This is a genomic window from Actinoplanes italicus, from assembly GCF_003001815.1.
Classification (GTDB): Bacteria; Actinomycetota; Actinomycetes; order Mycobacteriales; family Micromonosporaceae; genus Actinoplanes; species Actinoplanes italicus.
On sequence record NZ_PVMZ01000018.1, the window covers coordinates 104,848 to 123,228 of the forward strand.

Annotated in this window: 21 protein-coding genes; 11 read left to right on the plus strand and 10 right to left on the minus strand. The window is 71.4% G+C overall.

Going from position 1 to position 18,381, the window contains the following annotated elements; all coding sequences use genetic code 11:
• Positions 1 to 27: 27 nt before the first annotated feature.
• Positions 28 to 1,620 carry a lysyl oxidase family protein gene (locus CLV67_RS35275; protein ID WP_106326340.1) on the minus strand — a complete coding sequence of 531 codons (1,593 nt, stop codon included), beginning with the start codon at positions 1,618 to 1,620 and terminating at the stop codon, positions 28 to 30.
• A 252-nt stretch (positions 1,621 to 1,872) separates the two neighbouring features.
• Here CLV67_RS35275 and CLV67_RS35280 point away from each other — a divergent pair, with 252 nt between their 5' ends.
• Positions 1,873 to 2,112: a hypothetical protein gene (locus CLV67_RS35280; RefSeq protein WP_106326342.1), complete on the plus strand. Its 240-nt coding sequence runs from the start codon at positions 1,873 to 1,875 to the stop codon at positions 2,110 to 2,112.
• 5 nt (positions 2,113 to 2,117) lie between these two features.
• Here CLV67_RS35280 and CLV67_RS54425 read toward each other — a convergent pair whose 3' ends face one another.
• From CLV67_RS54425 to CLV67_RS35315, 7 genes are read right to left on the minus strand one after another with little or no spacing between them, the layout of a single operon-like run.
• On the minus strand, positions 2,118 to 3,047 hold the full coding sequence (locus tag CLV67_RS54425; protein ID WP_275414915.1) for a methyl-accepting chemotaxis protein: 930 nt from the start codon (positions 3,045 to 3,047) through the stop codon (positions 2,118 to 2,120).
• A complete protein-coding gene (locus tag CLV67_RS35290; RefSeq protein ID WP_106326344.1) occupies positions 3,044 to 3,586 on the minus strand; it encodes a PAS domain-containing protein in 543 nt (180 codons plus the stop codon). The genes CLV67_RS54425 and CLV67_RS35290 overlap by 4 nt, the downstream gene beginning before the upstream one ends.
• 45 nt (positions 3,587 to 3,631) lie before the next feature.
• On the minus strand, positions 3,632 to 4,489 hold the full coding sequence (locus CLV67_RS35295) for an ornithine cyclodeaminase family protein (protein WP_106326346.1): 858 nt from the start codon (positions 4,487 to 4,489) through the stop codon (positions 3,632 to 3,634).
• Positions 4,486 to 5,475, minus strand: coding sequence for a proline racemase family protein (locus CLV67_RS35300; RefSeq protein WP_106326348.1), 990 nt, complete (start codon positions 5,473 to 5,475; stop codon positions 4,486 to 4,488). Before CLV67_RS35300 ends, CLV67_RS35295 begins: the two co-directional genes overlap by 4 nt.
• Positions 5,472 to 6,215, minus strand: coding sequence for an HAD-IA family hydrolase (locus tag CLV67_RS35305; protein WP_203737160.1), 744 nt, complete (start codon positions 6,213 to 6,215; stop codon positions 5,472 to 5,474). Before CLV67_RS35305 ends, CLV67_RS35300 begins: the two co-directional genes overlap by 4 nt.
• Before the next feature lie 10 nt (positions 6,216 to 6,225).
• Entirely contained in the window at positions 6,226 to 6,885 is a 660-nt protein-coding gene (locus CLV67_RS35310) for a response regulator transcription factor (RefSeq protein WP_106326350.1), read from the minus strand.
• Positions 6,882 to 7,997, minus strand: coding sequence for a sensor histidine kinase (locus CLV67_RS35315; protein WP_239166378.1), 1,116 nt, complete (start codon positions 7,995 to 7,997; stop codon positions 6,882 to 6,884). Before CLV67_RS35315 ends, CLV67_RS35310 begins: the two co-directional genes overlap by 4 nt.
• Positions 7,998 to 8,093: 96 nt before the next feature.
• On the opposite strand from CLV67_RS35315, the gene CLV67_RS35320 reads away from it, so the two are divergent.
• From CLV67_RS35320 to CLV67_RS35335, 4 genes are read left to right on the plus strand one after another with little or no spacing between them, the layout of a single operon-like run.
• Positions 8,094 to 8,813 carry a DUF2306 domain-containing protein gene (locus tag CLV67_RS35320; protein WP_106326352.1) on the plus strand — a complete coding sequence of 240 codons (720 nt, stop codon included), beginning with the start codon at positions 8,094 to 8,096 and terminating at the stop codon, positions 8,811 to 8,813.
• Positions 8,814 to 8,823: 10 nt separating this feature from the next.
• Positions 8,824 to 10,206, plus strand: coding sequence for a B12-binding domain-containing radical SAM protein (locus CLV67_RS35325; protein ID WP_106326354.1), 1,383 nt, complete (start codon positions 8,824 to 8,826; stop codon positions 10,204 to 10,206).
• Positions 10,207 to 10,245: 39 nt separating this feature from the next.
• On the plus strand, positions 10,246 to 10,902 hold the full coding sequence (locus CLV67_RS35330; protein ID WP_106326356.1) for an SRPBCC family protein: 657 nt from the start codon (positions 10,246 to 10,248) through the stop codon (positions 10,900 to 10,902).
• A complete protein-coding gene (locus CLV67_RS35335; RefSeq protein ID WP_106326358.1) occupies positions 10,899 to 11,591 on the plus strand; it encodes a DUF4166 domain-containing protein in 693 nt (230 codons plus the stop codon). The genes CLV67_RS35330 and CLV67_RS35335 overlap by 4 nt, the downstream gene beginning before the upstream one ends.
• Positions 11,592 to 11,669: 78 nt before the next feature.
• On the opposite strand, the gene CLV67_RS35340 is transcribed toward CLV67_RS35335, so the two are convergent.
• Entirely contained in the window at positions 11,670 to 11,849 is a 180-nt protein-coding gene (locus CLV67_RS35340) for a hypothetical protein (protein WP_146169410.1), read from the minus strand.
• Between CLV67_RS35340 and CLV67_RS52195 the strand changes: the two genes are divergently transcribed.
• The 5 genes from CLV67_RS52195 to CLV67_RS35360 all read left to right on the plus strand — a co-directional run bounded on the left by CLV67_RS52195 (position 11,848) and on the right by CLV67_RS35360 (position 15,337).
• Positions 11,848 to 12,018, plus strand: coding sequence for a hypothetical protein (locus CLV67_RS52195; protein WP_170154115.1), 171 nt, complete (start codon positions 11,848 to 11,850; stop codon positions 12,016 to 12,018). The two genes, CLV67_RS35340 and CLV67_RS52195, sit on opposite strands and share 2 nt — an antisense overlap.
• Before the next feature lie 20 nt (positions 12,019 to 12,038).
• Complete coding sequence (locus tag CLV67_RS35345) at positions 12,039 to 12,803, plus strand: hypothetical protein (protein WP_239166377.1); 765 nt, start codon at positions 12,039 to 12,041, stop codon at positions 12,801 to 12,803.
• 14 nt (positions 12,804 to 12,817) lie between these two features.
• Positions 12,818 to 13,471 carry a ribonuclease FAU-1 family protein gene (locus tag CLV67_RS35350; protein ID WP_106326362.1) on the plus strand — a complete coding sequence of 218 codons (654 nt, stop codon included), beginning with the start codon at positions 12,818 to 12,820 and terminating at the stop codon, positions 13,469 to 13,471.
• A 91-nt stretch (positions 13,472 to 13,562) separates the two neighbouring features.
• A complete protein-coding gene (locus CLV67_RS35355; protein ID WP_106326364.1) occupies positions 13,563 to 15,032 on the plus strand; it encodes an MFS transporter in 1,470 nt (489 codons plus the stop codon).
• Between the two features lie 71 nt (positions 15,033 to 15,103).
• Positions 15,104 to 15,337, plus strand: coding sequence for a hypothetical protein (locus CLV67_RS35360; protein ID WP_146169411.1), 234 nt, complete (start codon positions 15,104 to 15,106; stop codon positions 15,335 to 15,337).
• Positions 15,338 to 16,098: 761 nt separating this feature from the next.
• Here the strand turns inward: CLV67_RS35360 and CLV67_RS35365 are convergent.
• The gene (locus tag CLV67_RS35365; RefSeq protein ID WP_106326368.1) at positions 16,099 to 17,394 is read right to left on the minus strand and encodes an aspartate aminotransferase family protein; all 1,296 of its coding nucleotides are present in this window, start codon (positions 17,392 to 17,394) and stop codon (positions 16,099 to 16,101) included.
• A gap of 85 nt (positions 17,395 to 17,479) precedes the next feature.
• Here CLV67_RS35365 and CLV67_RS35370 point away from each other — a divergent pair, with 85 nt between their 5' ends.
• Positions 17,480 to 18,370 carry a LysR family transcriptional regulator gene (locus tag CLV67_RS35370; RefSeq protein WP_106326371.1) on the plus strand — a complete coding sequence of 297 codons (891 nt, stop codon included), beginning with the start codon at positions 17,480 to 17,482 and terminating at the stop codon, positions 18,368 to 18,370.
• The last annotated feature ends 11 nt before the right edge of the window (positions 18,371 to 18,381 follow it).

Below are 18,381 nucleotides of genomic sequence, written 5' to 3' on the forward strand. Positions count from 1 at the left end.
CGGGAACACCCCCACCACCGGGCTGGATCAGCCGGTGATGCCGTACACCTTCGGCACCGACAGGGTCCGCCGGGCGGCCGTACCGCCGAGCACGATCTTGCGCAGTGCGGTGTTGTTGGCCGTGCTCAGCTCGGACAGGCGCTTGGCCGGGTTCGCGACGACCTGGATGTAGTAGGTGCCGTTCGGAAGGTTCGTGATGTCGAACGACTGGCCCGGACGGTCCTGCGAGTAGGTGTCGCCGTTGCCGATGTCGAGCACCTCACGTACCGCCACGACGGTGTTCGCGCCGCACGACGTGGACAGGTCGGTGTTGTCCGGCCGCCACTTCGCGTCCTTGACCGTGTAGTCGACGGCGTCGGTGTTGGCGAGGCAGAACGCCTCCTTGCCGGAGCGCACCGCGAACTTCTGGTCGGCCTTGAGCAGGTTGTACTGCGCGAAGTCGGTGAAGTGCCAGTGCTTGTGACCGTCGCGGTCGTCCCACTCCATCGTGCCGGCCGGGCGGGAGCCCACCTGCTTGCCCTTGGCATCGAAGAAGTACTGGTAGGCGTCCATCAGCTCGGTGCCGGTACGCCGGAAGCCGTCCACCACGAGCGGCGACGAACCCGCGTTCCAGACCGTGGCGCCGAAGTTCACGTACCACTTGCGGTTCTCCTGGGAGAGCGAGATGCCCCAGGCCGGCAGCGACTTCAGGTCCGGCTTCGGGCCGGCCTTGGGCGCGGCCGCGAGGGTGGCCGGGCGGCCGGCGGCGGCCCGGAACTCGGGCCGGAACGACGACACCTGACGGCTCGCGTCGCCCTCCTCGGCGTGCCGGTCGTGCCCGGCGGCGGCCACCTGCTGAGCCATCGCCGGCTCCTCACGGGCGTCCCTGGTCCGGGCCGCTGCGAGCCCCTCCTCGTCGACCTTCGCGTCGACCACGGTGACGGCGACCTTGGCCGTGGCGTTACGGTCGGGAACGCCGAACATCTTGCGATACTTCGGCGCGATCGTGGCCTCGGCCGTGTACTTGCCAGGCGTGAGCTTGGCCAGCGGGGCGGACGTGGCCGGCTGGTCGGCGACGGCCGCGTTCCAGCCCGCCTGCACACCCCAGACCGCGCCGAGGGTGAACGGGTTCTCGCCACCGCAGCGGGTCGGGTACGGGTTGGTCGCCGGGGCGTCGCGCCGGGTCCGGGCCGAGCTGTACGAGTTGCCGCAGAACGACGTCTTGTACGAGGTGACGACCTTGCCGGCCGCGTTCTTGATGGTGATCGTGGTGAAGTCGGCCAGGCCGGTGAAGTCCTTGACGGTCCCGGCCGGCAGCGCGACCTGGCTCTTCTTGCCCTTCTTGACGACCGTGCGGTGCGCCGTGATCGGCTTGTCGTAGCCGGTGCGGCGGGCCCGGATCTCGAAGGCGTCCTTGCCGGCGATCACGTGCAGGCCCAGGTCGAACGAGAGGTAGACCTCGTCGCCACTGACGTACCGCTCGGCCGTCACCGACCTGGTCGCCGCCACGAAGGTCAGCGCCGGCTGAGCCGTGGCCGCCTCGGCCGCCGAGACCCCGGCGCCGGTGAGCACGAGCGCGCCCATCGCGACGCCGACAGCAGGCCAGCGCGATCGCCGGCGGCCGCTCCGCACGTCTGTCATCCGTTCCCCCTGAAGATGTGGCCGGCATGGTTCCGGCCGGGCAAGGGGAATCCCACGGCAGACCCTGTGAAGCTCCTGTGAAAGAACACCTCCGGGGCACGAATCCGGGAGAGATTACCGTCGATCGGCGGGGTGACCCCCGCCGATCGACGGTCCCTCCGCGAGGGGATTTGCCGGAACGTACCGGCGGATCGGCGCATTGACATGCACCTCTGCCGCGGGAAGGCTGATCAAGGGTCTGAGGAGGGGTGGATGGGCGGATTCATCCTCGGTGTGGCCATCGCGCTCTTCGTGGGGATGCGCCTGGCCCGCCACATCGACGGCAGGAAAGGTGCTCTCGCGGGCTACAAGAAGGCCAACACCGACCTTCCCGGACTGCGGAGCAAGATGCGCAGCACCAGATTCGGGCTGTTCCGGTTCGTCGCGGTCCTGGTGCTGATCGTCATCGCGGCGGCCTGGATGTGGATGCGGGCCGACTCCGGCGGCAACTGAAGGCTCTACTGACGGGCCGTGCTGACGAACCGGTTCACCTCACCGCGCAGCACCTCGGCCAGCTGAGCCAGCCCGGCCTGGCCCTCCAGCGCCCCCGGCCCGCCGTCCACCGCGTTGGCGATCCCGTCGACCAGGCGGCTCATCTCCCGGATGCTGGCCGTCACCTCCTCCAGCACCCGCACCGCGTCCCCGGCCGCATGCTGGACCGTGTTGACCTGGGCCAGGATTTCCTCGCTGGAGGCGCTGGTCTCGGTCGCGAGGGTCTTCACCTCGCTGGCGACCACACTGAAACCGCGTCCCGCCTCCCCGGCACGGGCCGCCTCGATGGTGGCGTTCAGCGCCAGCAACCGGGTCTGCGCCGCCACCGCGTTGATCAGGTCGACGGCCCGGCGGATCTGGTCCGACGAGCTGCGCAACTGCGTCACCGTGGTCAGGCCCTGCTCGGCGCTGCCGACGGCGTTGCGGGCGAAGTCGGCGAGCCCGTTCGCCGACGATCCCATCTCGGTCGCCGCGGTCGCCACCTGCTCGGACACCGTGAGGACCGCCGACTCCAGCTCGTCGGCGAGCTGCAGCCGGGCCTGCGCGGCCTGCTCGACCCGCTCGGCGTCCTCGCTCATCCGGCCGCTGGACTGGGAGATCTGCTCGGCCGCGTTCCGGTACGCACCACGCATGCCCCGAGTCAGGAACCGCCGGTGGAACCGCCCCTCGGCGGCCGCCGCCAGCGCCGCCCCCGACTCCCGGATGAACGCGTCGGTCACGTCGAGCAGGCTGTTGACCGCGTCGCGGGCCCGTTCGGCGTCGGCCTCCTCGCCGATCCGTGGAACCCGTTGCTCGAAGTCGCCGGCCGCCGCCGACTCGCACACCCGGGCGATCTGCGCCAGCGCTTCACCGACCGGCTGCTCCGGCGCGTCGCCACCCCGCCCGCGCCGGATCACACCGCGCTCGCGTTCGTGAGTTCCCAGACGAACTGGTCGTAGGTCTGGCCGTTCTGGTCCAGCAGGGACTGCAGCATCGCCCACGACGCGTCCAGCGCCGACTTGGCGTTGTCGTGCCGGCGCTCCTCGGCCCGCAACCGGCCGTACACCTCCTGCGCGGCGGCGACCGCGGCCCGTTCCGGTTTGCGCCGGCTGGAGTGGTAACCGACCACCTGGCCGTGCTCGTTCAGCGACGGCGTCACGTGCGCCAGCACCCAGTAGTGCGCACCGTCGGAGGCCAGGTTGACGACGTAGGCGAACAGTTCCTCCCGGGCCTTAAGACTGTCCCAGAGCAGCTTGAACACCGCGCGGGGCATCTCCGGATGCCGGATCAGGCTGTGCGGCTTGCCGATCGCCTCGGCCTCGGTCAGAGCCGAGACCCGGAGAAAGACCCTGTTGGCGTACGTGAGAACGCCCTTGGTGTCGGTCTTGGTGACGATGATCTCGTCCTCGTCGAAGGTGCGTTCGACCCCGGACGGCACGACTGTCGCCGCTCTCATCACTCCATGATCGCCCGGCACCGATCCCTGCGGGCCGTTTCAGACCTATTCGCCCCGTGCCAGCACGGCCTCGGCCACCACGAGATCCTGCCAGGCCATCCCGGAGCCCTTGAACAGCACCGGACCGTCCGGCACCGGGGCACCGCCCACCGCTTCGGCGATGCCGACCAGCCGCTCCGGGTCGAGCACGCCGTCGGCGACGGCACGGACCACGTCACCGCACTCGCGCAACGCGGTGGCCCGGTCCTCGACGATCACCGTGGCGCGGGCACAGAACGCGGAGTCGACCTCGCGCGCGTCGGGTTCGTGCGAACCGACCGCCACGACCACGGCCCGGTCGTTCAGCAGGCGCGAGTCGAAGAGCGGTTCCCGGGCGGTGGTGGCGCAGACGACCAGGTCGGCGTCGCGCAATGCGGCCTCCACCGGCACCGGACTGCTACGGGTGACGACCGTGACCGACGCGGCCGGGGCCAGGGCCCGCAGCGTGGCGGCGTGTCCCCCGCCCTGCGCACCGGCACCGAAGACGACCGTTCGTGGCGCGGGCGGCAGGAACCGCCGGACCGCGGCGAAGGACACGGCGGGCGTACGCAGGGTGGTCAGCGCCGTGCCGTCGAGAACCGCGACCGGCCGCAGGGTCCCCGCGTCGAAGACGACGTAGACGCCGCTGATCGTGGGCAGCCCGCGCCCCGCGTTGCCCGGCGCCACCGTGACCAGCTTGACGCCGGCGTGCGCGGCCGACTCGGCGGGCATCAGCAGCATCGACCCGTGCCGCATCGGCACCGCGCTGCGCGGCACCCCGGCGGCCGGATCCAGGCCGGCGCGCAGGGCGTCCTCGATCGCAGCGACCGCGTCGGCGGGCGGGAGCAGCGCGAACACCCGCTCGGCGGACAGATAGGGGATCATCGCAGCACGAATCCGGGGGTCATCGGATCGGCCGGGTCGACGAGGAAGACGTGTTCGCCGGTCGGGTACGCCATCCCGGTGATCACCGGCACCACCTCGGGCCCGGGCGCGTAGCGGGCGACGAACCGCGATCCGACGATCGAGTCGTGCACCAGCTCCTGATCGGGGGCGAGCGCGCCCATCGCGGCCAGCGTCGCCACCCGGGCCGCCGTGCCGGACCCGCACGGCGAGCGGTCCACCTCGCCGTCGGCGAAGATCGTCACGTTGCGCTGATGTGCCGGGCCGCCGAGCTTGTCGAACACGATCGTGCCGTAGATCCCGGACAGCCGCTCGTCGCTCGGGTGCCGCGCCGCCGGATGCCCGGCGAGCGCCGCCTTCACCTGCCGGCCGAGCGCGATCAGCTCGGGCAGGTGCCCGGGCGTCACCGACAGCCCTGCGGCGGACGCCTCCACCTGGGCGTACAGCGCCCCGCCGTAACTGACCACCACCGGGACCGGTCCACGTGCGGTGCGGACCGTGATCGCCTCGGCGACCAGATAGGACGGCACACTCACGAAGTCGACGGCGCTCACCCGGCCGCCGGTCGTGTGCACGCGTGCGGTGACCCGGCCGGACGGCACGTCGACCGGCACCTCCACCACGCCGTCGGCGGGCGCGCCGACCAGCCCGGACCTCACCGCCCAGACGCCGAGCGCGATCGTGCCGTGCCCGCACGCGGTGGAGAAGCCGTCCTTGTGGAAGAAGAGCACCCCGAGGCGGGCGCCGTCGTCGTCCGGCGGGACGAGCAGACCGCCGTACATGTCGGCGTGCCCGCGCGGCTCGTGGCAGAGGATCCGGCGCAACCGGTCGACGGCCGGGTCGGACTGCGCGAACATCCGGCGTTCAGCGACCGTCCGGCCCTCGATCGCGACCGGCGGGTCCGGCACGATCCGGAACGGCTCCCCGCCGGTGTGGTAGTCGATCGTGGCGACCCGCTCCGGTGTCACCCGCGCCTCCTCTCGAAGGCCTGGTCGGCGGCGTCGGCGAAGGCGCCCATCGACCCGAACTCCAGGTCGTAGCCGAACTCCTCGTCCGGCTCCGGGGTGGCGCCCCAGCCGGGCCGGTCGTGCCGGCGGTTGATCCACACGGACGGCAGGCCATCCCGCCTGGCGGGCACGTGGTCGTGGAACAGGCTCTGCGCGACGTGCAGCAACTCGCCACGGGACACGCCGAGGCCGGGCAGTGCCGCCTCCAGCGCCCGGAAGTGCCGGTCGCCCGGCTTGTAGCCGCCGACGTCCTCGGCTGTGATGATCGCCGCGAAGTCGCCGCGGAGCCGCTCGTTGCTGCCCGCGAAACCGGCCCGGTGCACGTTGGAGACGATGATCAGCCGGTAGTGCCGGGCGAGCCGCGCCAGCGCGTCCGGGGAGTCCGGGAACGCCGGCCAGTCCGGCACCGACGCGCCCAGCAGCCGCGCCTGCTCCTCGCCGACCGGGCGGCCGAACCGGGCGCCTGTCCGGCGGAACGCCTCCGCCAGCACGTCCGGGTAGAGCGGAGCCGGGGTCTGCCGCTCGACGGCGGCCTCGTGATCGCCGTACGCCCGCAGAAGCTCCTCGTCACTGAGGTCCAGCCCCTGCTCGCGGGCCCAGGGCGCGAGGACCGCGGCGATGCCGGCCTCCCAGTCGATGAGCGTGCCGTAACAGTCGAAACTCAGCGCCCGGAACACCGTCAGGTCCAGAGTGGTCGTCACGGTCTGCTCCTCATCTGGACCGCAGGCGGTCGGTCTCGTACGCCCACATCGCGATCTCCACCCGGTTCCGCGCCCCGATCTTCGCCATCAGGCTCGCCACGTGCGTCTTCACCGTACTCAGGCTGATGTGGAACTCGGCGGCGATCTCGGTGTTGGTATGCCCGCGCGCCACTGCGCCGAGCACCTCCTCCTCACGGTCGGTCAGCGGGTCGACGGGCTGCCGGGCCGGAGCGGGCGGACCGGAGCCGGCGAACGCCTTCAGCAGCCGGGTCGTGACGCTCGGGGCGATCAGCGCGTCGCCCGCGGCCGCGGCGTGCACGGCCTGTGCCAGCAGCGCCGATCCGGCGTCCTTGAGCAGGAACCCGCGGGCTCCGGCGCGCAGCGCGGCATAGACGTACTCGTCCAGGTCGAACGTGGTGATCACGACGACCGCGAGGGGGTCGGCGACGGCCGGTCCGGCCAGCCGCCGGGTGGCCTCGATGCCGTCCACGCCGGGCATCCGGATGTCGAACAGGCACACGTCCGGCCGCAGCCGGCGGGCCAGTTCGACCGCGCGCAGCCCGTCGCCGGCCTGGCCGATCACCTCGATGTCCGGCTCGGCGTTGAGGATCATCGTGAGTCCGGTGCGGACGATCTCCTGGTCGTCGGCGACCACCACCCGTACCGTCACGTGAGGCTCCTGGGCAGGGTCGCGGTGACGGTCCAGCCGCCGGTGACGTCCGGGCCGGCGTCGCAGGTGCCGCCGAGCAGGGCCGCGCGTTCCCGCATGCCGGCCAGGCCGAACCCGCCGGAACGGACCGGGCCGCCGTCGCCGTCGTCGCTGACCCGCAGCCGGACGATGGCGTCGCCGCCGTGCACCCGCACCCCGATCCGGGTGGCGTGCCGGGCGTGCCGCCGGGCGTTCGTCACCGACTCCTGGGCCAGCCGGTAGATCGCCGTCCCCAGGGTCGGTGGCAGGTCCCGCAGGTCGCCGGTGAACTCCACGTCCACGCGCGGGCCCTCCGGCGACGGCCCGGCCAGCTCGGCCAGGTCGGCGACGGCGGGGCTGGGCGCCAGGTCGGCCGGGTCGCCGCCGCGCAGCGCCCGGACCATGGTGCGCATCTCGGAGAGCGCGCGGACCGCCTCGGCCTCGATCACCCGCAGCGCGTCGACGGCGGCGTCCGGGCTGGTCCGCGACACCGCGATGCCGGCCTGCGCCCGGATCGCCATGGCCGACACGTGGTGGGCCACGGTGTCGTGCAGGTCGCGGGCCAGCCGCTCGCGTTCCAGCAGTTTCGCCTGGTCCAGTTCGCGCGCCCGGAGCCGGCCCCGGAACCGCATGGCCGCCGCCAGCGCGAACAGCGTGCACATCAGCAGGAAACCGGCGATCACCTCGCTGAGCGGGATCGCGCCGGTCAGCCCGCTGATCCCGATCTTGCCGAGGATCAGCGCCACGCCGGCCACGATCTCCCGGCCAGAACCCCACCTGACCAGCGAGTACGCCAGCAGCAGCACGAACGCGCCGGAGATCAGCTCGGGCTGGTGACCGGTGAACAGCGGAACCACCCAGCTGACCCCGAAGACGATCACGACCATCAGCAGCGGCCGCTCCCGGCGCCACAGCAGCGCCGGGATCAGCGCCAGCGTCATGACCACGGTCGCCACCCGCGCCGGGACGTCCGGCCGCAGCAGTCCCTCGGCCAGCACCGCGACCATCAGCACACCGGTCAGCACCCAGTCACGCGGACCACGGCCCGGCGGGCCCGGCGGACGGGACTCGGCCCACAGCGACCATTCACGCACGACCCGATCCTACGCAGCGCGACCACGCCCCGGATTGGCCTCAAGTACGGCTGTCGTCCCGCACTTTCGGCCGGTACGAGCCGGGCCCGCGCACCGATGAGCACGACCGCGCCGGCGGCGAGCATCGAGGGCATGAAGAAGTCGTCGAACTGGCTGATCCCGGCCGGGCTCGTGGTCCTCGCGTTCGTTCCGTCCGTGGCCGGTGCGCTGCGGTTGTCCGAGATGGCCGGCGCCGCCGAGGTGTTCCCGGACGACCGGGTCACCCAGGCGCCGGTCGCCCTGATCGCGCACATCGTCAGCGTCACCGTCTTCGGTGTCCTGGGCGCGTTCCAGTTCGCGCCGTCGCTGCGCCGCGGCCGTCGCCGCTGGCACCGGGTGGCCGGGCGGATCGTGCTGCCGGCCGGGATCGTCGCGGCGCTCAGCGGGCTGTGGCTGACCCTGTTCCTGCCGTGGACCGACGTGGACAGTGTGGTGCTGACGGGTACGCGGGTGGCCGTCGTGACGTACATGCTGATGTCGTTGATCCTCGGTCTCCTGGCTGTCCTCCGCCGCGACTTCACCACTCACCGGGCGTGGATGATCCGCGGGTACGCCGTCGGGATGGGCGCCGGGACGCAGTTCTTCACCCAGGCGCCGGTGCTGGCCGCCGCCGGTGAGCTCACGGCGGCCAGCCGCGCCGCCACGCTGATCCTGGGCTGGCTGATCAACGTGCTCGTCGCCGAGTGGATCATCCGCCGTTCCCGCACGTCCGGCCGCCGGCGGATTCCGGCGGAGTCTCCACGGCGGGCACACCGAATCTCCACAACCGGTTCCTAGCGTCACCTTCATGCGTGTCACGATGATTCTGCCCGCGTTGACCGAGGCGACCAGCCCGCTGTTCCGGCCGATCAAGTACTCGCTCTTCCCGCCGCTGGGGCTGGCCACCCTGGCCGCCTACCTGCGTGACGACGACGAGGTGCGGATCCTCGACGAGCACGTCGAGCGCATCGACGACGTGGTCGCGGACGATCGGCCCGACCTCGTCGTGATCCAGGTGTACATCACGTCGGCGCGGCGGTCGTACGAGCTGGCCGACGCCTACCAGGAGCGAGGCGTGTTCGTGGCGCTGGGCGGCCTGCACGTAACCTCGCTGCCGGAGGAGGCCGCCGCGCACGCCGACGCGATCTTCCTGGGGCCCGGTGAGGACACCTGGCCACGCTTCCTGGACGACTTCCGCCGCGGGTCCGCCGAGAAGCGTTACGTCTCCACCGAACGGACGCTGAAGGGGTTACCGCCGGTCCGGCGGGACCTGATCCGGCGCGAGCGCTACCTCGTACCCAATTCGATCGTGGTGTCCCGGGGTTGCCCGCACCACTGCGACTTCTGTTACAAGGACGCCTTTTTCGAGGGCGGGAAGTCGTTCTACACCCAGCTCGTCGACGACGCGCTGGCCGAGATCGAACGGCTGCCGGGCCGGCATCTGTACTTCCTCGACGACCATCTGCTCGGCAACCGGCGGTTCGCCGAGGCGCTGTTCGACGGCATGGCCGGGATGGGCCGGGTGTTCCAGGCGGCGAGCACGGTGGACGCGATCCTGCGGCCGGGGCTGCTGGAGAAGGCGGTCGACGCCGGGCTGCGCAGCATGTTCGTCGGCTTCGAGACGATCAACGACGCCAACCTGGCCGAGCAGCGGAAACGACAGAACATCGGCCGCGACTACGGCGCCGTGGCGCGGCGGCTGCACGACGCCGGGGTGATGGTGAACGCGAGCTTCGTGTTCGGCATGGACGGCGACGGGCCGGACGTCTTCGACCGGACCGTGGCGTGGGCGGTCGAGAACGGCCTGGAGACCGCCACGTTCCACATCATGACGCCGTATCCGGGGACCGCCCTGTTCCGGCGGATGGAGGCCGACGACCGGCTGCTGCACACCGACTGGGACCGCTACGACACCCGGCACGTGGTGTACCGGCCGAAGGGCATGACCGGTGTGCAGCTGGAGGCCGGGTACTGGCGGGCGTACCGGGACTTCTACCGGTGGGGCGCGATCTGGCGGGGTGCCGCCACGAAGTCCGGCGCGGGGCGGTGGCGGCATCTGGCGTACGCGGGCGGGTGGAAGAAGTTCGAACCGTTGTGGGATTCGCTGATCCGCTCCCGGCAGGTGCTGCGGGCGTTGCCGCTGCTGGAGAGCACCCTGAACGGACTTGAGCGACCGCTCAAAACCGGCTAGATTGAGCACACGCTCAAATCGCTGGGGAGGCATGCGGGCATGGCCAGGATCTACGTCGAGACGACGATCGCCGCACCACTCGACGACGTGTGGGCCGCGACCCAGGACCACGAGCGGCACCCGCGCTGGGACGCGCGGTTCGGCCGCATCGATCCCGTGCCCGGCACGGCGCCCGCCGAGTTCACCTACGCCACGACCGTCCTGCCCGGCGTCGAGATCGCCGGATACGGAGTGCACACCGGCGAGCGGCGGGCGGGCGGCGGGGCGGTCTCGTCACTGCGGTTCGGCTCCGCCGACCCCAGATCACCGATCCGCGAGGGGTCCGGCTACTGGCGATACGTCCCGGTTCCCGGTGGGATCAAATTCCTCACCGGGTACGCCTACCGCACCCGCTGGGGCCGCGCCGGCCGCCTGATCGACCTGGCCTTCGGGCCGGTGTTCGGCTGGGCCACCGCCTGGTCGTTCGATCGCCTCCGGCTGTGGCTCGAGCACCGGATCACCCCGGAGCGGGCCCTGCTGCACGCCACCGCCGAGGTGCTGGCCCGTGCGGCGCTGGTCGCCGGCGCCGTCCTGCTCGACGGGCGGTGGCCGGTGGTCGTCACGGCTGTGGCGCTGGCTCTGGGCGTACCCCCGCATCGACTCACCCCGGCGGCACGCCGATGCCGCCGCCGACCCGCAAAGGATGACCAGCGATGACCTCGGTGTTCGAGAAGGCTCTCGGTGACGACTTCGACCGGCTGCACCCGCGGATGCAACGCCGGTTCGGGGTCGACGGCGAACGCGACCAGGGCTGCGTCGGCTCCGGGGTGATGTACCGGGTGTGGCGTGGCGGGCCGTTCACGCTGCCGTTCCTGCAGCTCGGCACGCTGCGGCACATCCTGTTCCCGGAGACCGGCACCGACGTCGGGTTCACCATCGAGAACTACGCCTACCGTGACGGGTACGGCCGGCCCACGCTCACGTTCGTGCGCACCTTCCAGGTCCGGCCACACCGGCGCCGCCGCTTCGACGCCACGATGGTCCACGACGCGGACCGCAACGTGATCATCGACTACCTGGGCACCACCCAGCATCTCGCCGTCGATCTGGACGTCTCCGTCGACGGGCGCGGCGGCCTGCGTATCCGCAGCACCCGGCAGACCTTCCGCGGCGGCGTCGCCTGCCCGTCCGCCGTGACCGGCGACGCCGAGGTGCACGAGTTCTGGGACGAGCGGGCCGGCATGTTCCGGATCCGGGTCGACGTCTCCAACCGCAGGTTCGGCCCGCTGTTCGGCTACTACGGCGCGTTCACGGCCCGCTATGTCCCGGCCGGCGCTCCGGTCCCGGCCGCGGTCCGGCCTCTGCGCGAGAACCCGCCGGCGTATTCAATAGAGTGCCGTGGATGACGGGGTTCGTGCCGCAGTTCGTCAGCTACTCACCGTACGAGATCGGTTCGGCGGGCGCCTGCTCGCCGACCCCCGGACTCAGCGAATCGCAGCGCACGCACCGATGTCGACCGCCGGCCTTTCGTAGGCCGCCTCCGGAACGGGCGCCTGCGGCACGCGGAGCGTGTCCATCCCGCTCAGGCTGTCGAAGCCGGTCCACGCGCGCACGGCGACGGAAATCCTCAGCAGGGTGGGCACGGTGCCGATGCCTACGGCCATGCCGAAGTTCAAAATCCTGGCCTTCCCCGAGGCGAGCCCCATGGACCGCCGCGCCACCGTGATCCTTCCGCCGCAGCACGTGTGGGTCCGCGACGAACCGGCCGACGAGGCTGAGGAGGCCGGCGGCCCGCCGGAGCCGAAACTGCCGGAACTGCCCGCGGCCGGATAGCCGGTGGCATGCTCTGCTCAGTGCGTATCTGCCTCGTCCTCGCCGCCGTGACCGCTGCGGCCGGGTGCGGGACGGCTCCGCCGCGAGTGGAGCCCTCCCCCGCGCCGGTTGCCTCCTCGGCGCCGATTCCCTCCTCGGCGACGGCACCCCCACCGTCGCCGGAGACCTCGCCGGGCTCCGTCCCGGCGACGACGGGGACGACGGCGGGGACGGGGACGACGACGGCGACGAGGACTCCGGGCCGGCGGACCAGCACCGGATGGGAGATCACGGTGTACTACACGGCGGTCGAACGGTTTCACGACGGCGATCCGACGCCGGTCACCGGATGTCCCCGCCTGGAGTGCACGAACGGCGACGACGATCTCGGCACCTACCCGGCCGGGTTCGTCGACGCGGTCCGGGACGAGGGCACCGGGCGCACCTCGTCCGGGCGGTATCTCAACTGGTCGTACGACGTCGGCTTCTGGCTGGACACCGCGCCGCGGACCAGTGACGGCGGCACGCTCGTGCCGTTCGTGTCGGCGGCCGCCGACCCCACGGTGCTGCCGCGCGGTACCCGGTTCACGATCGCCGGGTGCGGCAGCCAGGACGACGGGTCGGCACCCCCGCAGGCGGTGTGCACGGCCCTGCGCGACGCCGACTGGGAGATCACCGACGAGTTCACGCCCGGCCTCGGCGGGCCGAAGCACCTCGACGCCTACATCGGCCCGGAGACCGGGCCGGGCTTCACCGACTCCGCGTGGTACGTGAGCTTGACGGGCGTACGACTGACTCTTGATTGATCTAGCCTGATCTCATGCCTTCCGTGGAGTTCGTTCCCGGTGAGACCATCCGCCTGCGGCATTTCCAGCGCGATCGCCCAGCGCTGATCTTTCCCTACCGGGTTGTCGAGGCCCACGACGACGCCGTGCTGCTCTGGGCGCCGGCGGGCACGCGGGGCTGGCTGTTCAACATGCCGGACGGGCGCGGACTGGCACAGACACCGCTCCCGGAATGGTCGGCGGCCACGCGGGTGCCGGTGTCGCACACCGTCGAGCACGGGACGCTCAGCTGGGTCCCGTACGGCCGGGATTATTCGGTCCGATGGTTCTTCCGCCCGGACGGCAGGTTCTTCCGCTGGTACGGCAACCTCGAGGCCCCCTCGGTGCCGTGGCGGACCGGCGCGACCGCCGGCCTGGACACCTCCGACTGGGACCTCGACGTGGTCGTCGAACCCGACCGCACCTGGCGCTGGAAGGACGAGGAGGAGCTCACCACCCGCCTCGCGATGCCCGAGTCGTACTGGGTGCACGACGAGGAGCGGGTGCGCCGGGCCGGCAAGGATCTGATCGCTCTGGCCGAGGCGGGCGCGTTCCCGTTCGACGGCACCTGGTGCGACTTCCGCCCGGACCCGTCCTGGCCGCCGCTGCCCGAAGACCTCCCGGAGCACCATCCCCGATCACGACCTTGAATGCTGTGATGTAAGCAACCGTTTACTTCATATCGCGGGAGTGACGCCGATAATAAGTCAGCAAGCGTTTACTCCTAGGTTCGGGGAACCGATGACACCGACCACTGAAACTCGCAGCACGGGCGGCGGCCTGCTGGTGCTCTACCTGGCCCTGGGCGGTCTGGCGTTCGCGTGCCTGCAGTCCCTGGTCTCGCCCGCGCTGTCCACGATCGGTCACGAGCTGAACGTGTCGACCAGCGACGTGAGCTGGATCGTCACGGCCTACCTGCTGTCCGCCTCGGTCCTCACACCGATCCTGGGACGCCTCGGCGACATGGTCGGCAAGCGCAAGATGCTGATCGTCGTCCTGTCGATCCTGGCGGTCGGCGCGGTCGTCTCGGCGCTCGCCACCAACCTGACCGTCCTGATCATCGGCCGCATCCTGCAGGGTGCCGGTGGCGCGATGATGCCGCTGTCGATCGGCATGGTCCGCGACGAGCTGCCCCGCGAACGGGTCGCCACCACGGTCGGCATGATCTCGGCGATCTTCGGCGTCGGGGCCGGCATCGGCATCGTGGCCGCCGGCCCGATCGTCGAGCACCTGTCCTGGCACTGGCTGTTCTGGCTGCCACTGGCGCTGGTCGTCATCGCCCTGGTCGGCGCGATCTTCGGCATGAAGGAGTCGCCGGTACGCACGCCCGGCAAGCTCGACATCCTCGGCGCGACCATCCTGTCGCTGTCGCTGGTCGGCCTGCTGCTGGCGATCAGCAAGGGCCAGGCCTGGGGCTGGGGCGAGGCGAAGACGATCGGCCTGCTCGCCGCCGGTGTGATCGGCCTGGTCGTGTTCGTGCTGGTCGAGCTGCGGGTCTCCGAGCCCCTGATCGACATGAAGCTGATGCGCATCCGCGGCGTCTGGGCCACCGACCTGGTCGCGCTGATCCTCGGCTTTGCGATGTTCGGCACGTTCCTGCTGGTCCCGACACTGCTTCAACTGCCCGAGGTGACCGGGTACGGGTTCGGCAAGTCGGTCACCGAGGCGGGCCTGTTCCTGCTGCCCACGGTCGTGATGATGGTGGTCTTCGGCCCGATCGCCGGCATCCTGAACCGGAAGTACGGGCCGAAGCTGCCCATGTTCCTCGGCGCGGTCCTGGTGGTGGGCGCGTTCGCGATCCCCGCCCTCGGGCACGGCGAGATCTGGCAGGTGCTGGCGTCCGGCCTGCTCACCGGCGCGGGCATCGGCTTCGCGTTCGCCGCCATGTCGAACGCGATCATCGAGAGCGTCCCGCCGTCCCAGACCGGTGAGGCCACCAGCGTCAACTCGATCGCCCGGACCATCGGCAGCAGCATCGGCACCGCCGTCGTCGCCGCGGTCATCACCTCGAACACCACCCCGCAGGGACTGCCGACCGACGCCGCGTTCACCGACGGCTTCTGGGTCTGCACCGGGGTCGCCGTCCTCGCGATCGTCGCGGCCCTGCTCCTGCCGTCCGCGCACAAGCGGCACGAGCAGGCGGTCGCCGCCGGCGTCACCGACGTGCCGGACGAGCCGCAGGAACTCCACCTGCACCGCGCGGGCGTCTGACCCCAGGGACTTTCGGCCCTGCCCACCGTGGCCACCTCCGGCGATGCTGTGCGTCGACGGAGGTGGCCACGATGCTTGTTCTGCTCATCGTTCTCGGCATGGTCCTGCTGGTCGCGTGCGCCGCCCTGTGGCCGGACCGCGAGGAGCCCGCCGCGCCTCTCGACATCGCCGCCAGCCTCGAAGGCGCGCTGGCCAGCCAACTGCTCGCCGGCGAGATCAACCCGGGGCAGTACCAGCGGGCGCTGGCCCGCCTGGCCGCCCGCGACAACGAACGTCACCCGCTGTCCGCGCCACCCCGCGAATAGGACGCTGCCGGCGCGGGATGCGAGGCCGCGGCCCTACCTCGTGCGAGCCCGTCAGCCGTAGCCCGGTCGCGGGACTGGCTGACCTGTGGCGCCGTCCGGTCCCGCTCACCGGAGACGTGTGGTCGTGGCCGCCGGCTCGCATGAGGGGTGCCGACCGCGTTTCCCGGTGCTGGACGATCATCACGGACCGTTTTCGGAGGCCGGCCCGGTGATATGGCTGCTCCCCGCGCGAGGAAGGGTGCGCTCCCCACGGCCGGGCGATCACACCGGACCGGGAAGCGTGCGCGAGACACCGCCGGACGATCAAACTCGGCCGGGACAGCGCCGTCAGCCGCACCTCAGCCATGGACTCCGGCTGTCATGAGGTGGCTGCACGACAGCGCGGTCAGCCGATCCGCCATCTCCGCCGCCCACGGCAGCAGCCTGGTGACCTACGCCCACCAGCCAGCCACAACTCACCACGCGAGTAAAGCGCCAGCCCTGCGTGGTGACCTACGCCCACCAGCCAGCCACAACTCACCACGCGAGTAAAGCGCCAGCCCTGCGTGGTGACCTACGCCCACCAGCCAGCCACAACTCACCACGCGAGTAAAGCGCCAGCCCTGCGTGGTGACCTACGCCCACCAGCCAGCCACAACTCACCACGCGAGTGGAACGCCGGCCCTGCGTGGTGTGTGGTGGTGCTGAACGGCTTGTTGGACGCTCGTGACTCTCGGGCGGGGACGGGGACGGGGACGGGGACCGCGAGCGGCCGGCGGCTGCTAGACCGAGCTGATCGCCTCGTCGAGGATCTCCAGGCCCAGGTCGAGCTCGGCCGGGGTCGCGGTCAGCGGCGGCGCGATCCGGAAGACGCCGCCCATGCCGGGCAGCTGGACCACGTTCATGTGCAGGCCCAGCTCGAGGCATCGCCGGGTGACCGCGGCGCCCAGCTCGTCGGCCGGCACCCGCGTCTCCCGATCGGTCACCAGTTCCAGGCCGACCAGCAGGCCGCGGCCGCGCACGTCACCGATCACCGGATGCTTCTCGGCCAATTCGAGAAGACCTTTACGCAGGTACGCCCCAAGCTCTCCCGCACGCACGTCGAGCCTCTCCGCGGTGAGCACGTCGAGAACGGTGTTGCCGACCGCCGCCACCAGCGGGTCCGACACGTGGGTGGTGAAGAACAGGAAGCCGCGGTCGTGGGCGGCCTGCTCGATCTCCGGGCTGGTCACGACGGCGGCGAGCGGCAGCCCGGCACCGAGTGTCTTGGACAGCGTGAGGATGTCCGGCACGACGCCGTCGCGCTGGAACGCGTACCAGTCGCCGGTCCGGCACAGCCCGGTCTGCGCCTCGTCGAGGATCAGCAGCCCGCCTCGCGCGTGGACCCGGTCGCGCAGCTCCGCGAGGTAGCCGGGCGGCAGGTCGATGACGCCGCCGGAGCTCAGGATCGGCTCGACGATGCAGGCAGCGAGGCTGCCCACGGACTGGGCGTCGAACAGCTGGAACGAGTAGTCGAGCTGCCGCCGCCAGTCGAGCTCGCCGTCGGGTGTGGTGAAGTCCGGCCGGTACGCGTCGGGCGTGGGGATCGCGAAGTTGCCGGGCGCCGCGGGGCCGTACCCCTTGCGCCCGGAACTGTAGGTGGCGGTCGCCGCGGCCTGCGTCATCCCGTGCCACGACCGGGCGAACGCGATGACCTCGTGCCGCCCGGTGACCAGTTTCGCCATGCGCAGGGCCGCCTCGTTGGACTCGGCGCCCGTGGTGAGCAGCAGAACCTTGCTGAGCGGCTCGGGCAGCGACTCGGCGAGCCGCCGGGCCAGGTCGACGACCGGACGGCTCAGCATGCCGCTGAAGATGTGGTCGAGGGTAGCCACCTGCCGCTGGACGGTGTCGACGACGGCCGGATGCGAGTGGCCGAGGATGGCGCTCATCTGCCCGGACGTGAAGTCGAGCAGCCGGCGGCCGTCGGCGGTGTGAACAAAACTGCCCTCGGCCCGCTCGATGATCTCCGGCACGAAGCTGCTCGCGCCGATGTAGCGGACCAGGTGACGCTCGGCGTCGGACCAGAAGGTTTCCGTCATGCCTCGACGTTAGGAACCGCCCGAGCATCACGTCCATCTCACATTCTCGTCGTTGCTGTTAAGCGGAGCCGTACAGTCGCGGGTCATGACCCTGAATCCGTGGCGGTTGCGGCTGCTGGCTGATCTGGCCGTGTACGGCACGGTCCGGGCCGTCGCCCAGCGCGGGAACCTGAGCCCGTCCGCGGTGTCCCAGCAGCTCGCCACCCTGGAGCGCGAGACCCGTACGGCTCTGCTGGAACGCACCGGCCGCCGGGTCCGGCTGACCGCCGCCGGCCTGCTGCTGGCCGGCCGGGCCCGGGAGATCCTGGCCCGGATGGACGCCGCCGAGGCCGAGTTGCGCGGTCTGGCCGACGAACCGGCCGGCACGGTGGTCCTGGCGGCGTTCGGCAGCGCCGTGCACACCCTGGCCGAGCCGGGCGTCACCCGCCTGGCCGCGCTGCACCCGGACGTGACCGTGGTGCTGCACGAGCTCGAGCCGCACGAGAGCATGCCGGCGCTGCGCCGCGGCGACGCCGACGTGATCATCACGACGACCGACTTCGCGGGCGCCGAACTCGACCCGGCGATCGACCTGGTGCCGATCGCCGCCGACGAGATCGTGCTGGTTCTGCCGCCGGAGCATCCGCTGACCGCGCTGGAGGCGGTGCCGATGGAGGCGTGCGCCGATCAGCGGTGGACGTTCGAGGCGGCCGGGGCGTACATGTCGGAGCTGGCCACCCGCCTGTGCCGGGAGGCGGGCTTCGAGCCGGCGGTGATCTGCCGGTTCAACAACTACATGCTGGCACTGGCGCACGTGGAGAAGGGCAGCTCGATCACCCTGCTGCCCGGCCTGGCCGTCGACGACCGGTACCGGGTCGCCACGCGCCCGCTCGACCCGCCGGTGACCAGGCGCATCACGGCCGCCGTCCGCCGCCTGCCGTCCCCGCGCCCGGAGGTGACCGCGGTCCTCACCGCCCTGCGCGCCCACCGATCCTGAACGCCGTCGCC